Genomic DNA, 14705 nt, shown 5'->3' with positions numbered 1-14705 from the left:
GGTCGTGATTCTCTGCTCGTCAGAGTGGGTGAGCGGAGGTTTGGATGCGGCCACGAGAGCGGCGCGAGACCGGCGAGCAGGATCTGTTTCGCTCCCGGCTCGATCAGATCATCGACATGAAGCATTCGCTGGTGACGCTGGCGCGCATGGTGGATTGGGGCTTCCTGGAGCAGGCGTTCGGAGCGGTCTACACGGACGGCCCTGGCCAGCCGCCGCTGCCGACGCGCTTGATGGCGGGGCTCGCGATCCTCAAGCACACCTATGACCTGTCCGACGAGGTGCTGTGCGAGCGCTGGGTGGAGAACCCCTATTACCAGTTCTTCTGCGGCGAGGAGTTCTTCCAGCACCGGCTGGTGTTCGATCGCTCGTCGTTGACGCGCTGGCGCAACCGGATGGGGGAGGAGCGGCTTCAGGCCCTGCTGCAGGAGAGCCTGTCGGTTGCCGTCAGGACCAAGGCGATCAAACCGTCCGAGTTCTCCCGGGTGATCGTCGACACGACGGTGCAGCCCAAGAACGTGATGTTTCCGACCGATGCCAAGCTTCTGAACCGGGCGCGCGAGAAGCTGGTGCGGCTGGCGCAGCTCACCGGGGTGGGTTTACGCCAGTCCTATGCGAGGGTGGGCAAGTTCGCCCTGATAAAACATCAGCGCTACGCCCATGCCAAGCAGTTCAAGCGCGCCAGGCGGGCGCTGAAGACGTTGCGCACCTATCTCGGCCGGGTCATGCGCGACGTCAGCCGCAAGATCGCGGGCGACGCCGCGCTCGAGGGGAGATTTTCGAAGCTGTTATTGCTGGCGCGCCGCGTCCACGAGCAGCAGCAGCGCCAGCGCGGGCCGAAGGTCTATTCGCTGCATGCGCCGGAAGTCGAATGCATCGGCAAGGGCAAGGCCCATCGCCCTTACGAGTTCGGCGTCAAGGTCTCCGTCGCAACCACGCTCAGCCACGCCCGGGGCGGCCAGTTCGTCACCCATGTGAAGGCGCTGCCCGGCAATCCCTATGACGGCCACACGCTGCAAACCGTCATCCCAGACATGGAAAAGCTCGTCGGCAACATCATCGAGCGGCTCCTCCTCGACAAGGGATACCGCGGCCACAACGCGCCGCCGGATTACAAGTTCAGGGTCTTCATCTCGGGGCAGAAGCGAGGTGTCACGCCGTCGATCAAGCGCACCATGCGCCGCAGATCCGCCATCGAGCCTGTCATCGGCCATCTCAAGGCCGAGCACCGCATGGAACGCAACTATCTCTGGTTCAAGCACGGCGATGCCAACAACGCCGTGCTTGCCGCCGTCGGCTACAACTTCCGCCGTCTCCTCCGCTGGCTCAGGCGTTTGTTGCACAAAATCCTGGCCGCAATCTTCGCCCGCCCGCTGCTCAATCCGACCTGAAAAAGGAATCTTCACGGTCGACTCTCCCATCATGATCCGCGAGATCGCGCAAGCCGTCAAACTAGGATGCACTGCTGTCCAAGATCGCGAGCCACTGCATGAAATGACTTGCGCGCTGAATTCCTCCCGAGCCTAAGGCCCGCTTCGGCGGCGCCTTGTTTCGTTCTCGTTAGAGAATTGATCTTGGACGCGCCAACTCGACCACGGGTGCCGAATGTGAAATCGGGACCGCAATGGTTAAGGCACCAGAAGGCCGCTTTTATCTGAACGAAGACCCAAGCGTCCAGCCAGGTGCGCTCGTGAAATCGTAACCCCCACACGATCACAAATGTGTTTACGTGCTTGCCGCACTACCAGAGCAGATCGAACGGATGGTGATTGTCGGTAAGGGCATCCGCAATCATTTAGAGGCTGAATACTGGTTTGCTTCGACAAAGGGACGGACGTCGCATGACGCCCTGGGCGCTCCGGAAACACCCGTCGGTCCCGTCAGGTTGAGCTATGGCCCAAAGTTGGTGACGGCCGGGAATCGGAAAGGCGGCATATCGTGGGGGTGCTTGACGCCTCCACTTCTCCACCGAAGGAGCGATATGCCGTGTCCAAAGATAACATCATCAAGCTGATTCAGCCAGGAAACGTCGACGACCAACTCACCGAAATCTTGCGTAATGGATCGCGCGCCCTGTTGGCCCAGGCGGTAGAGGCCGAGGTCGCAGACTTTCTCGGCAAGCATGCCGATTTGAAGACCGCGGACGGCCACCAGCGCGTCGTACGCCATGGTCACCTGCCGGAACGCGAGGTGATGACCGGGATCGGTCCGGTCGCCGTCCGCCAGCCGCGTATACGCGATCGCGAGGCGGACGCCGCCGACCCCGACCGCATCCGGTTCTCTCCGTCGATCCTGCCGCCCTACATGCGCCGGTCGAAATCGATCGAGACGCTGCTGCCGATCCTTTACCTGAAGGGGATCTCGTCCGGCGACTTCTCCGAGGCGCTGGCAGCGCTGCTCGGCAAGGATGCTGCCGGGTTGTCGGCATCCGCCATCGGCCGCCTGAAGGACGGCTGGCTCGACGAGCACACCGCGTGGCAGAAGCGCGATCTGTCGGCGAAGCGCTACGTCTACATCTGGGCCGATGGCATCCATCTCCAGGCACGCCTCGAAGACGAAAAGCAGTGCATCCTGGTGCTGATCGGCGCGACGCCGGAGGGCCGCAAGGAACTGGTCGGCTTCACCGATGGCGCCCGCGAGAGCGCGCACGACTGGCGCGACCTGCTGCTCGACCTGAAGCGGCGCGGGCTCGACGTGCCACCGCAGCTTAGCATCGCCGATGGTGCGCTCGGGTTCTGGAAGGCCGCCGGCGAGGTCTGGCCGAAAACGCGCGAGCAGCGTTGCTGGGTGCACAAGACTGCGAACGTGCTCGCCAAGTTGCCGAAGAGCCTGCAGCCGAAAGCCAAACGCGCGTTGCAGGAGATCTGGATGGCCGAAACCAAGGCCGCCGCCGAACTGGCGTTCGACGCCTTCATCGAGAGCTACACGCCCAAATACGACAAGGCGGCCGACTGCCTGAGCAAGGATCGGGACACCCTACTGGCGTTCTACGACTTCCCGGCCGAGCACTGGAAACACCTGCGGACGACCAATCCCATTGAAAGCACCTTCGCTACCGTGCGTCACCGCACCATCCGATCGAAGGGCTGTCTGTCGAACAGGACCGCGCTCGCGATGGTCTTCAAATTGCTCGAGGGCGCGCAGAAAAAGCTGGCGTCGCCTCGACGGCCACAACCAGTTGCCAAAACTCGTTCTTGGTGTGACATTCAACAACGGGATTGAGGTCATCGCCAAGCCGACCGACCGTCAGCCCATAACCGCCGCCGCCTGACCGGCCCGGCCGTCACCAAAAATTGGCGATAGCTCCGTCAGGTTTTCGAAAGGTTGTCCGAATAAAAACCTGTTACCATGAGAATCAGTTATAACCACGTTCCCTCCGACGAGCAGAGTCTGGCCCAGCAGCGCGATGCGCTGGCCGGCGCTGCTGGCGCGGATACGACCGCTTTTCGGGAGCTTTAGCAGCCTACTCACCAGCCTCTGTCGCTGTTGACAGGAGGCGGGGAGGGATAATCAACTTGTACAGCGCAATCAGCAATAGCGGCGGTGGTCAACGTGTCTCTTTGTTTTCTGATGCTGGTCAACGCGATGAGATCGGAATGATGACTGTGTTGCCGAGGCGCGACACTTTGCGAATTACCGACATAAAGAGTTGCGGCCGATCCAGGTACAAAGGGATACGGACGGCTCTGGTCGACATCGCCGATTGGATTAGAGAGTCAGTGGGCCTTTCCAGTCTATCCCTCATTTCTATAGACGACGGGGCCTCCGTCTTTTTCTATAAGAACGGATTCCGATCTGCTGGAGAAGGGCAGGACGAGAAGAACTTTGAAATGGGGAAACATATTTCCGATCCAGGATCCCCGTTTCCTGACGTCATGCTTTCGGGCGATATGGAGCGCAGGGCTTAGCGCATTCTTGGCGGCTGTACTGGCCAGCCTCTGAGTGCAACCAATATCAGTTGAGGCTGAGTGCAAGCCGCGACGTGAATCCAGGCCTTTTTATGAAGGGATCGTCGTTGGCGCGCGCGGCCATCTGCTGCCGAGGAGGCCAGCGGGTTCGTCTGCGGCAGCTAAGGCTGGCGCTGGTGTGAGTAATGCGCGAACTCGGAGCGGCGCGCGACGACAGTCCTCTTGTTGTTCTGGTTGCCGGTCTCGGCAATCGGCTTTCTGAAGCTGGAGTCTTTGTGGTCAGTGCACCCGAGTTTGGCTCTGGGGCAGCTATGAAGAGTCATCTCATCTAGGGAGAGTAGTATGGAACCGAGCTATAACGGTCCGAACTATTGGACGCATTGGTACGCTGACCAGCAGGAGCTGCAGCGTGCGCGGCAAGAGCCGGATAATGAGCCTTCGGGCCAAGCTGGCTTTGAGCAGCAGTTGGGCGAGCTGCAACTCGGCTCCCCTGATGAGAGCTCAGCTGAGCTGAGTTCGCCCGACACCCGACCCGCAAAGGCGCATGACAGTATCCAGCGCACTGACGTTAGCGGTTCGATGCGGGTGCCGCCGCAGTCCAACCTTCGGGGTAACTCGTTCAACAACACGCGCTACAGCGTAGATATGCCTCGCGCTCACCTTGGTGGCTCAGCTGCTGGCACATCGCAGTCTGACGTGCGTGACAGGCTATTCAGCAGCGCGCCCTATACAGCACCATCGGAACCGGAGCCCGTCGCGCGGACAAGGGATAAGAGCGGAGGACTGTTTTCTCGGGTTAAATCAGGGCTCGGCAAAGTCTTCGGAGGAAGTCGCGGTGAAAAGTCGTTCGGCGGCCCGGCGTCGGATGTGGTCTATTCAGAGCTTCGTATCGATTGCTACAAGCGCAGCCGCGCATCCGAAGAGGACGCGCCCCTCATTTCCGAGTTCGCGCGACGGGCTGCAGGCAGTTATGCTCCCAGTAGCATTCAGAAGATGGTGCAACATCTGGGCCGGTTCTGCGAGTTTTTAAAGTCCAACAACTTGACACTGGCTAGCCTGCTTGAAAACCCTATTCAGTTGAAGGCCCATGCGAATGAATTTGTGAATGCGGGGGGCATAAAGCGAGTGCATGCCGCATTGGAAGCGCTTCGGAAGTCCCGCGCCGGCGGTTCTCCTCCTTCTCCGCCGCCCCTTACCGGAGACGCGCTACTCATTCGCCAGTACGCGGCAGCAGCCCGGGCACATAATGTTCCCGACAGAACCTTCGGAAGGCATACGGATGTTCTTACGCACTTTGCTGAGTGGCTCACAGCCAAACAGAAGCCATCCCTGACTTCTCGGTTTCGAACTGACGAATTAGCCGAGGACATCATGGCCTACGGCGAGGAGAATGATCACAGGGGCCGCCTCTTCGTTGCCCTGAATCATCTCCGAAGGCTTCAGCCTGACGGGGGAGGGTTCGAAACACTCGGACCGGGGCCACGCGTCATGGGGCGCCGTATTTTGAGTGCTTATGAGAGCGACGCCGGCATCATCGACGGCGCCACTGACGTAGCCTTGGGCAGGCTTGGACCTGAATCGACTGCCAAAGAGAGGGCGACTATCCTCAACGTCGCCAGCAGTCAGCGCAGGCTTAGTGACTGGCTGAAAAGAGAGGGCAGGGAGAGCATAGAGAGTCGACTCAACGGCGGTGAGGAGCAGGAGAAACAATTGGAGAAAGATATCTCGGAGTTCAAGCGAGACATTGGCTATCCGAAAATCAGCTTGGGGATCAACGACCTTCGGGAGTACCTACGCGGCGAGCTCCAGCACGGGCTTCATCCTCGCCGGCTTCATCCTTATGCCGACGACGCCAGCATCATCGATGGCTTGGCCAAGGAACAGCTAAGCAAGCTCGGATCCGACCCGGCTTCCCAATCGAAAAAGAAATATGTGCGGAATACTGCTTCGGCGCAACGTAGCTTCAGTGATTGGCTCCGAACTACGGGTAAAGAGAGCATAGTGAGTCGAATCAACGGCAATGATCAGCAGCAACGGTCGTTGAACGTAGATTACCGGGAATTCACTCAAGCCAAACGGAACATCCGCCTGAGTTTGAACAGGCTACTCAGCCAGCTTGGGCCGTACCTACGGCTCGTCGAAGCAAACAGAGCGCTGGGAGTGGCCTTCCCTGAGCGGCCGAGGCAGGAATCGCCGCTTGCGGGGTCGAGCTTATCGTGGCCGCGAGTGCCGTCCGACTTCGACCCGAGCGAGTGGCTGCCGCTCGCGCCAGCTTGGTCGCCGCGAGGGCTGTCCCCGTCCGAATTCAGCCTCGGTGATTTGCCGACGCCGCCTGACTTTGGTCCAAGTGAGTGGCTGTCGTTGCCGTCCGACTATGGGGCGAGCATCCGGCCAATTCCGGATGCCGCGCCAGCTCGGTCGTCAGAGATCTACCGCGGTCTTGATTCTCTGGTTGATCTGCCGTCCACGCCGCAGGAGATGCGTGACGATGCTCAGTCTGCGCTGGCGCCTAGCTCCGGCGTCAGATCGCCGTTCTTCATCGGGCCATCAGGCGCACCTCAGGAACTAGAGGATATCGGACATCTCGTCGGTAGGGATTGGCAGCATGGTACCCAGCCCGTCCCGGATTTCCTGGTTGATGTGCTGGACAACAGAATGCTGTTGCCGAATTTGCGCATCGTTCCACAGCCGGTCTCTATCAACGGTGAGACCTACTCGATCATGTTGGGACCGCGAGGGCGCCTCGATTCTCAATTTATCCATCATCCTCGTCCATCCTCGGCTCCGGATGCTCAGATCGGCGCGTTGGCTACGGGGGCCTCTTCTTCCCGCGACCGCAGCGGACGGGTGCTCGACGCCGAGCAATGGCTGGGTGACGAGCATATCCAGCGGGATTACGAGCTCCTGGCGCAGGAGCTGGGGCGGAGTGATCCGAATCTCGCCACCCGGACGCGGTTCGTGGATCCCCTGATCGCCTTTCAGCTGAGCCATGGCGCCGATAGCGACGCGCTACGCGCGTTCCATCGCCTTGTCGATGATCGGAATGGTAACGATATAGCCGATTTCCTGTTCTTGCCAGTTAGCGATGCCAGCCCTACGGACCGCGCTCGCCGCGGCGACCATTGGTCGCTGCTGCTGATCGATCGCCGCGATCGGGAGAGGCCGGTTGCCTATCACTACGACTCCGCCCGGGGATTCAATGATCGGCCTGCACAACGGCTCGCAGAACGGCTGGGCGCCAACCTGCACGCCGCTAGCATGCGCCAGCAGAATAACGGTTATGATTGCGGCGTCTTCGTAGTGGATGGCACCCGGGCGCTGGTTGGGCGATTGGCGGTAAGACGGCAGGTAGACCTGAACCTTGACAATCTCGTCGTCGATCGGCGGGCACTGCAAAACCGACTGAGGGGCTGATGCCGGCTTCGACTGACCGTGCGCGCCCAGCTGGTTGGAGCGGCTTCTCGCCGACCCGACCAGAATGCGAAATCAGCGCCTCGCAGAGCATCATGGTGGCTCACAATGTGGAGCGGATGCCGGACTAAGGCTGTTTTCGTAGACCGCGAAGGAGCCCGACGGGCGATTTCGGAGCCAACGTCTTCCGATGTTCTCACAGCCGTCATCAAGCTGTCCGGTATCATCGTTCCCCAAATGGCCGCAGTTAGGCCTGAAGACGCGGCTGCGCGCCAGGCGCGTGGAGATCTCGCGCCTGGGGCCGGCGATTCGGTCAGTGCACTGTCAATCGGCCCTTTAATTGCGGGTTGTTGTCAAGCTACCATTCTTTCTCTCCAGTGACACGCCGGCAGCGATTGCTCCGTCGGAGCTGGTCGGTGTCATTCAGAGCCAGGATGGCGTTGGTCGGCTCGCGGCGCAAATTGCCCTCATACTTGGAAGAGGGCCCGACGGCTGTTAGCAGCTTGGGATCGGTTGTCGTCGCCCCGATTGCGCTGCGGATCTGGCGCATCTATTTGCGGACGGCATCGAGGAAGGCCAGACTGGCATTCTCCATCAGATGCCAACGATCTGCGACCCGTACCGCGTGCGGCACGGCCTTCGCCGCGGCTTCGCCATATCCTCCGCGATCACGGGCGACGATCGCGATGGTGGGATGAGCAGCGAGCCAGCCTGGGGTGGTCGCGGGCTGACTACCCTGCGCTTTTCCGTGAGCGTCACGATAGGATCACCGGTGCCCGGGCTTGACTTGCGCGGAATGCTCTGGATAGCGCGGTCGGGATGATTGACGCCGCCGGGGCGCGGTGATGGGGTGATCCCGGTTCGGAGCGGGCAATGGGATCAGAATGAACAGCGAGTCGCAGCTGCGCGAGAAGCTTCGGAAGATCGAGGCGTTGTTCGTGGGGGCCGGAACTGCTGGTGAGCGCCTTGCGGCGGAAGCCGCGCTGCAGCGGGTGCGGGCCCGGGTCGAGGAACTCGCTCGCCACGATCCACCGATCGAACAGCAATTCTCACTTCCCGACCAGTGGTCTCGGCACCTTTTTCTGGCGCTTTGCCGCCGATATGGGCTGCGGCCGTTTCGTTATCGCCGGCAGCGACGCAACACGGTGATGGTCCGTGCGTCACGGGGCTTCGTCGACAAAGTGCTGCTGCCGGAGTTCACCGAGCTGGAGGGTGCGCTGCAAGTGTATCTGCACGAGGTGACGCTGCGCGTGATCCGCGAAGAGATCTACGACGACGCCAGCGATGCGCAGGAAGTTCCCGACGCCTTGCCGTCGAACTGATCAAGCGGCGAGCATTGCCTCCGAACCGTCGCGCTCGGCTTTCCAATTCCACGGCAGCAGCGTGTTCAGCTGATTGATCTTGGTACGTCCGGAGACGATGCGCTCGAGAACATCGGTCAGATAGTGCCGCGGGTCGATGTCGTGAAGCTTTGCCGAGTTGATGAGCGATGCTAGAGTGGCCCAGGTTTCGGCGCCGCCCTCACTGCCTGCGAACAGATAGTTTTTCTTTCCTACCCCGATCGGCTTGATGCTGCGTTCGACCGTATTGCTGTCGATCTCGATGCGCCCATCATCGACGAAGCGCGTCAGGCCGTCCCAATGGTTGAGGGTGTAGCGGATGGCTTTGCCTAGACCGGACTTCTTCGAGACTTCTAGCAGTCGCGCCTCGAGCCAGGGCTTGAAGTCCTCGATCAACGGCCTGGTGTCGGTCTGCCGCACTGCAGCCCGATGCGCCGCCGGCAGACCGCGGATGCGATCCTCGATGGCGTAGAACATCGCGATCCGTTGCAGCGCTTCCGCGGCAATCGGCGACTTGGTCGCGACGTGAACGTCCCAGAACTTCCGCCGCGCATGCGCGAAGCAGAACGCCAACTGCACCAGATGGCCGCCGTTCTTGATCAGGCCCTTGTAGGCGGCATAGCCGTCGACCTGCAGGATGCCGTGGTAGTCCCCGAACAGCTGCTTGGCGCGGATCGCCTTGCGATCCTCGGCAAACATGTAGACCACCGCCGGCGGCGCCGGGCCGCCCCACGGGCGGTCGTCGGTGGCGATCGCCCAGAACTGGCAGACTTTGGTTCTGCCACGGCCGGGATCGAGAACTGGCAGCGGCGTCTCGTCGGCAAACAGCCGCGGGTAGGACATCACTGCGCGGCGCAACAGCGTGTGAAGCGGCTTCAGCCACCAGGCGGCGCGGCCCATCCACGAGGCCAGCGTCTGCCGATCGAGCGTGATGCCTTGCGCGGCGAACATCTGTTCCTGCCGATACAGCGGCAACTGGTAGCCGTATTTCATCACCGCGATGTGGGCCAGCAAGGCTTCCGTCACCATCCCGCCATCGATCGCCTGGGCCGGCGCAGGTGCCTGCATCACACCCTGGCGGCATCCCCGGCAGCCATACCGCGGACGCACAATGCGCTTGACCCGGTACTGCATCGGAATGACGTCGAAGGCTTCCTTGACGGTCTCCCCGATCTTGTGCAGCCGCTCGCCGCAGCAAGGGCAGATGTGGCTCTCGATATCGATTACGACATCGATGCGCGGCAAATGCTCCGGAAGCTTCCCCCGGTTGCGTCGCGCCGGTCGCTTTCCACGGCCCTCCGCTCCATCAGGCAGCCTGCCTCCGGTTACGTCGTCGTTGGCCGCGGCACGAGCCGCCTGTGCCGTGATGGTGAAGAGAGGCAGCTGTCCGGGATCCAGTGTCTCGGAGCGGGGACCGAAGATCGTGCGCTTGAACTGGGACAGGATCATCAGGAGCTTGTCGTTCTCCTGAACCGCAGCGTCGCGTTGGGCGATCGCCGCATCACGCTCGGCCGAAAGCGTGCTGCATTCCGCCGACAACGCCGCAAGCCTTGACGACAGCGCCATCACGGTTTGTCGGAGCAATGCTGGATCGGAAGGCAAATCACTCATGCAGAGTGATTTTACAACAACTCCGCATGAGTGACGAGCTACTCTTGATACGGATCAACCAGCTCGCGCTGGCTGATCCACAACCCGCATCGGCACACGCTTCCAGTCTGAGCCATCGAGCAGCACCGAGAGTTGAGCATGAGATAGCGGCATGACGCCTTCCTTGATCGGCGGCCAGGTGAACTGCCCCTCGATTCTTTTGTAGTAAAGGACAAGGCCGCTTCCGTCCCAGGTCAGGATCTTCACGCGATCTCGGCGCTTGGACCGGAAGACATAAAGTCCGCCGTCGTACGGATTGGCCCCAAACGCCTCGCTCACCAGCATCGCCAGCGAGTCCATCCCCCGACGGAAATCGATCGGCTGCGTCGCGATCCAGATCGACAACCCAGGTCGGAGCCCGATCATCGGCCAACCGTCCCGACTGCCGCCAGCACCTCGCACAGCGCCCGCCGGTCGACTGTTCCCCTGACATGGATGCGAACCGCGCCGACCTCGATCTCGATCGCCGCCTGCTCTTCACTCGGCAATTGGCCCCCGCAGCCGGTGATCGCGACCGGCACAAAGCCAGGTGGCATGCCTCTGTCCCCGCGCTCCGCGACCTGCGCCCGCGTGGCCTGGCGACGCCAGAGAAACAACAGACTTGGCCTGATGTCGTGTCGCCGTGCCACCGCGGACACGCTTGCACCCAGCGCAAAACTCTCCGCGACAATCGCCGCCTTCGCATCGGCCGACCAGCGCCGTCGCCGGCCGGCCCCAGTGATGATCTCGACACGCTGCAGCGTGTCAGAAGATCCTTGAGGATAGGCGTATGCCTATCCGTATCGCTATCCTTACGACTATCCTTAAACATGGCGAGACCTCGTGATGATTCAGTCCACGAGATCTTCCTAACCCACCAAATCAGCCCTCAGCGCGTGGTCCCTGGATGACGCTCACCAATGATTGAGCGCACCGAAGAGCGCCTTGAGCTCTGTCCTGAGCGCCTAGCCGCCGATAGTGCCTATGGCTCGGCGGAGATGCTGGGATGGCTAGTCAACGAGCGGGCGATTGAGCCGCACATTCCGGTGTTCGACAAGTCGGCCCGCGCCGATGGGACGTTCTCACGGGAAGACTTCGCCTACAATCAACTGATAACGCGAGCCCGACTTCCGGTTGCAGCTCTTGCGACGTGACTTGCGTTGCTCTCAGTTGCCCGGTTTGTCGCGTCTGCGACACATGATATTCGACCGCCGGGCTGCCGTGCTGGCAGTTAAGTTGTTGATTAAAATGTAGGACGCCTTTCGGAGGCTCTTCCCCCGCAGTTGGCACGAATCTTGAGTGTCTCTCGTTGCCCGGCGGCAGGAGCTGCCGACCGGCATCACTGGTTAATCCTCTCATTGAGAAGGAGCAAAAATGAAGACCGATTACGGTGTGACCGAATTAACTGCTGAAGAAACATCTGCAAGTTTGGGAGGCTGGCTTGGCTGTTCATAGGAGCACTTAGCGGAATTCTCGGGGGTGGTAGCCGCTGTAGCTATATTTGAGGGCGGTTGGTTTCTTACACATAAGCCGCACGGCTAGACCTGAAGAACATAAGTGACGAAAACGCCGTGCTTTCTGCGGACTAGCTTCTATCGAAACTGCTGATCACCACAAGGCATGAACTTGTGGCTCGGCGAACGACGGCGTTCAGGCATTCACCGGCTTTGGCAATCAACGGGTTAGGTCATGGATTGTCTGGAATTTCTTCGAACAACTATGGCGAAAAAGGAGCTGCCAACCTACGTCTATGGTTATCCTTCCAAGCGAGCGTATCGGGCTTTTCCGCAGCCACTCCGCGTAACTGATGTCGTTGAGCAGGCTAGCCGTGCTAAGCAAATCAACATCTATGTCCATATCCCGTTCTGCCGCTATCGCTGCACTTACTGCACGCTCTTTCTTACAATGCGCCAAAAACCGGCGGAGGGGAGTCTTATGTTGTTCGACTGGCAGAGCACATCGCGCGATATGGAGAATACTTCGGAGATCGAGAGGTTGTAAGTATCTATTTCGGCGGCGGCACGCCGACCCTGCTGACTCAGCATCAATTCGGCGAGCTTTTCGCCGCCCTCGACGCTGCATTTCCAAAACGAAGCCGGAAATGTGAGATTACGGTCGAGAGCGCGCCAGACACTTTCGAAAACAACCTTCTGGATTGCTTGAAGGCTCTTGGCGTCAACCGAATGAGCATGGGCATCCAAAGCATGGTACCCGGCGAGCTTGCGCACTCTGGTAGACCATATTCGGTCGAGACTGCAGAAGCGGAATCAAAGCGCTGATGGAACGTTTTTCCCACGTCAATCTTGATCTGATCTACGGCCTGCGTGGTCAAACCCGTGACTCCTGGATCTTCTCGCTTGGCCGCGCGCTCGACTATGAGCCGCAGACACTCTCCCTTTACCCCGTTGTTGTTCGTCGGATGACAAACATCATGACCTCGAAAGCGCACAATCCTGAATTATTCTTCTCTGAAGCGGAAAAGTATGAGGTCTACGACCAGAACGTTGCTCTGATGGCGTCCAAAGGCTACCGTCAGAATCCTTCACGCGTTTTACCAAGATCGCTGGCGGCCGAGCCTACCGGCAGGAGGCCTCGGATTTCAAGGGAACGCCCCTGCTAGGGTTGGGAGTTGGCGCCAGAAGTTATTTCGGGCGATATCACTATGGCACGGACAACATCGACTGGAGTGCGGCTTCGCCCATCATCAACGCTTTCTCGGCTCGCCCCTTCGATCCTGATGCAATAGCATCGCACGGAATCGAACTGACGCCGGAAGATCTCGCGCGTCGCTACGTCCTGCTTGGCCTCACGTTGTCCGCACTGAGCAGAAAGGATTACGCTTCAGTATTCGGACGCGAACTGGCGGCCGATTTCAGCGAAGAGCTCAAGGCGCTCGAATGTCTGCAACTCGTCGACTTGGCAGACGGTGATACTTATCAACTGACTCACGCGGGATTCAAATATTCGAGCATTATAGCGCGAATATTTTACACGGGCACGATGGTGGCCCTCGAAGAGCAATATCAGGCAGCGTGAGGTGCAGTATGCAAGAGGTGGTGAAGCATTCACCCTTATGGTGGGATCTCGGGCTACGCCGACCCCAACGTATCGTGTATGGGTGGTCCCAGCCCCGAAATCCTCGAGATAGCACCAGCTCTCCGCGCGAAGAGCGTGGTTGTCGAGCTGGGTTGCGGCGAGGGGCGCAATGCCCTCTATTTGGCCCATTTTGATCATCAGGTGATCGCAACTGACATGTCCGAAGCCGCCATCTCCAAGCTGAACCGGCTGGCAGGCGATCTTGGCGTGAATATAACGAGCGGTTTGGCTCGTGTTGAAGACTTCCAGCCGCCTGCTTACCTCGACGTCTTTATAGCGCATTCCGTATTGCATTTCACGGAACGGACCGTCTGGAAACCGCTCGTCACGACCTTAATCGATCGGACGCGGCCTGGAGGATTTCATTGCTTCACCAACACGATCGATCGACCAGACCATCCTATTCCTAAGGAGGGGTTGGCATCTGGTCACAAGAAGTCGTTCTCGCGCGGAGAGCTGGAGGCCATCTATACAGAAGCCGGCTGGGACATCTTGCGCTCCGATCATTACATTAAATGGGACTCGCACCCTGGCATTCCAATCCATTCACACTGCATCGAGAAAGTTGTGGTTCGTAAGCCAATTGGATCTGAAGATCTCCCGCGAATGAGAGCTGAGCCCATCCAGGCCGCCGGGATGATTCCTGCCAAACAGTTTGATACTTTGAAACTGGGCACACCACGCGATGCCATAATTGAAATGCTCGGCTCGCCGCCAGCCAGCCATGGCGTGACGACGACCCGGAAGACAGTTGGCGGCAACAATCAAGAGGCCATAGCGGACGGCTACGTACGTGAGGATATGATATATGGCGATCACGGCCTCCAGTTCGTCAATGGGACGCTTACCGGCAAATATCGATACTTCACGCCCCCGAAGCGCTTGCGCATTCGAAATGAGTGATGCTCGAACGGTTTCTCATTGGCTGCCTTGGCCGCCGAAAAGGGTCTCGGGTCACGTCACCACCGTCACAAACGTCGCGAGGGACATCTGAAGACCAAGATTGGCTGCGAGACGTCGCCAACGAAGTGGAGTTCAAGGCGGAGCCATATGCGTCTATGGCCTTGGCGAAGAAGGTGTCCAGGCGTTCACCGACTTCAGCATCGAACGCCTCATCGAGCTCATCCAAATTTATGAAAGAAAATCCGGAGTTGCTTAAGCGCTCGCCATCAGAATAATCCAATCGGGCCCGCGGCCTGCGCCGGATGCGTACAAAGCGAACGCCGTTAGGGATATAAAGCTGGCGGCCTCGCCGTTTACGACATTTCCCAACGGATCGCTGCGTAGCTCCGCGGACGGATATTTGTACCGGTGTACGCTAGCA

11 protein-coding genes and 2 pseudogenes are annotated in these 14705 nt (G+C 59.8%); 10 read left to right on the top strand and 3 right to left on the bottom strand.

The annotated features are described in order from the left end of the window. Positions 1 to 44: 44 nt before the first annotated feature. From ACFXS9_RS19060 to ACFXS9_RS19040, 5 genes and pseudogenes are all read left to right on the top strand, one after another. Positions 45 to 1388, top strand: coding sequence for an IS5 family transposase (locus tag ACFXS9_RS19060; RefSeq protein WP_392691089.1), 1344 nt, complete (start codon positions 45 to 47; stop codon positions 1386 to 1388). 595 nt (positions 1389 to 1983) lie between these two features. Next, positions 1984 to 3268, top strand: a pseudogene (locus ACFXS9_RS19055) (IS256 family transposase). Between the two features lie 244 nt (positions 3269 to 3512). Continuing rightward, a complete protein-coding gene (locus ACFXS9_RS19050; protein WP_392691086.1) occupies positions 3513 to 3905 on the top strand; it encodes a hypothetical protein in 393 nt (130 codons plus the stop codon). 342 nt (positions 3906 to 4247) lie between these two features. Then, positions 4248 to 7319 (top strand): Ulp1 family isopeptidase, encoded by a 3072-nt coding sequence (locus ACFXS9_RS19045; RefSeq protein WP_392691084.1) that lies wholly within the window; start codon positions 4248 to 4250, stop codon positions 7317 to 7319. A gap of 881 nt (positions 7320 to 8200) precedes the next feature. Further along, positions 8201 to 8638: a hypothetical protein gene (locus ACFXS9_RS19040; protein ID WP_057841653.1), complete on the top strand. Its 438-nt coding sequence runs from the start codon at positions 8201 to 8203 to the stop codon at positions 8636 to 8638. Here the strand turns inward: ACFXS9_RS19040 and tnpC are convergent, their stop codons facing one another. The 3 genes from tnpC to tnpA all read right to left on the bottom strand — a co-directional run bounded on the left by tnpC (position 8639) and on the right by tnpA (position 11028). Then, positions 8639 to 10222, bottom strand: coding sequence for an IS66 family transposase (gene tnpC / locus ACFXS9_RS19035; protein WP_392699857.1), 1584 nt, complete (start codon positions 10220 to 10222; stop codon positions 8639 to 8641). A 99-nt stretch (positions 10223 to 10321) separates the two neighbouring features. Beyond that, positions 10322 to 10672, bottom strand: coding sequence for an IS66 family insertion sequence element accessory protein TnpB (gene tnpB / locus ACFXS9_RS19030; protein ID WP_038952245.1), 351 nt, complete (start codon positions 10670 to 10672; stop codon positions 10322 to 10324). Next, positions 10669 to 11028, bottom strand: coding sequence for an IS66-like element accessory protein TnpA (gene tnpA / locus ACFXS9_RS19025; RefSeq protein ID WP_392699855.1), 360 nt, complete (start codon positions 11026 to 11028; stop codon positions 10669 to 10671). Before tnpA ends, tnpB begins: the two co-directional genes overlap by 4 nt. A gap of 204 nt (positions 11029 to 11232) precedes the next feature. Between tnpA and ACFXS9_RS19020 the strand changes: the two are divergent. The 5 genes and pseudogenes from ACFXS9_RS19020 to ACFXS9_RS19000 form a co-directional block, all read left to right on the top strand. Continuing rightward, positions 11233 to 11391 (top strand): annotated as a pseudogene (locus tag ACFXS9_RS19020) (IS5/IS1182 family transposase); the annotation flags it as partial. A 759-nt stretch (positions 11392 to 12150) separates the two neighbouring features. Continuing rightward, the gene (locus ACFXS9_RS19015; RefSeq protein ID WP_392699853.1) at positions 12151 to 12564 is read left to right on the top strand and encodes a radical SAM protein; all 414 of its coding nucleotides are present in this window, start codon (positions 12151 to 12153) and stop codon (positions 12562 to 12564) included. Next, the gene (locus tag ACFXS9_RS19010; RefSeq protein WP_392691080.1) at positions 12564 to 12905 is read left to right on the top strand and encodes a hypothetical protein; all 342 of its coding nucleotides are present in this window, start codon (positions 12564 to 12566) and stop codon (positions 12903 to 12905) included. Before ACFXS9_RS19015 ends, ACFXS9_RS19010 begins: the two co-directional genes overlap by 1 nt. 2 nt (positions 12906 to 12907) lie before the next feature. Next, complete coding sequence (locus tag ACFXS9_RS19005) at positions 12908 to 13321, top strand: hypothetical protein (RefSeq protein WP_392691077.1); 414 nt, start codon at positions 12908 to 12910, stop codon at positions 13319 to 13321. Between the two features lie 78 nt (positions 13322 to 13399). Continuing rightward, the gene (locus ACFXS9_RS19000; protein ID WP_057842133.1) at positions 13400 to 14284 is read left to right on the top strand and encodes a class I SAM-dependent methyltransferase; all 885 of its coding nucleotides are present in this window, start codon (positions 13400 to 13402) and stop codon (positions 14282 to 14284) included. Positions 14285 to 14705 lie beyond the last annotated feature (421 nt).

Origin of the sequence: Bradyrhizobium sp. RDI18, assembly GCF_043203335.1 — a bacterium.
Lineage (GTDB): Bacteria > Pseudomonadota > Alphaproteobacteria > Rhizobiales > Xanthobacteraceae > Bradyrhizobium > Bradyrhizobium retamae.
The sequence above is the reverse complement of the archived record's forward strand: the minus strand, read 5'-3'. Positions and strand labels throughout refer to the sequence as shown.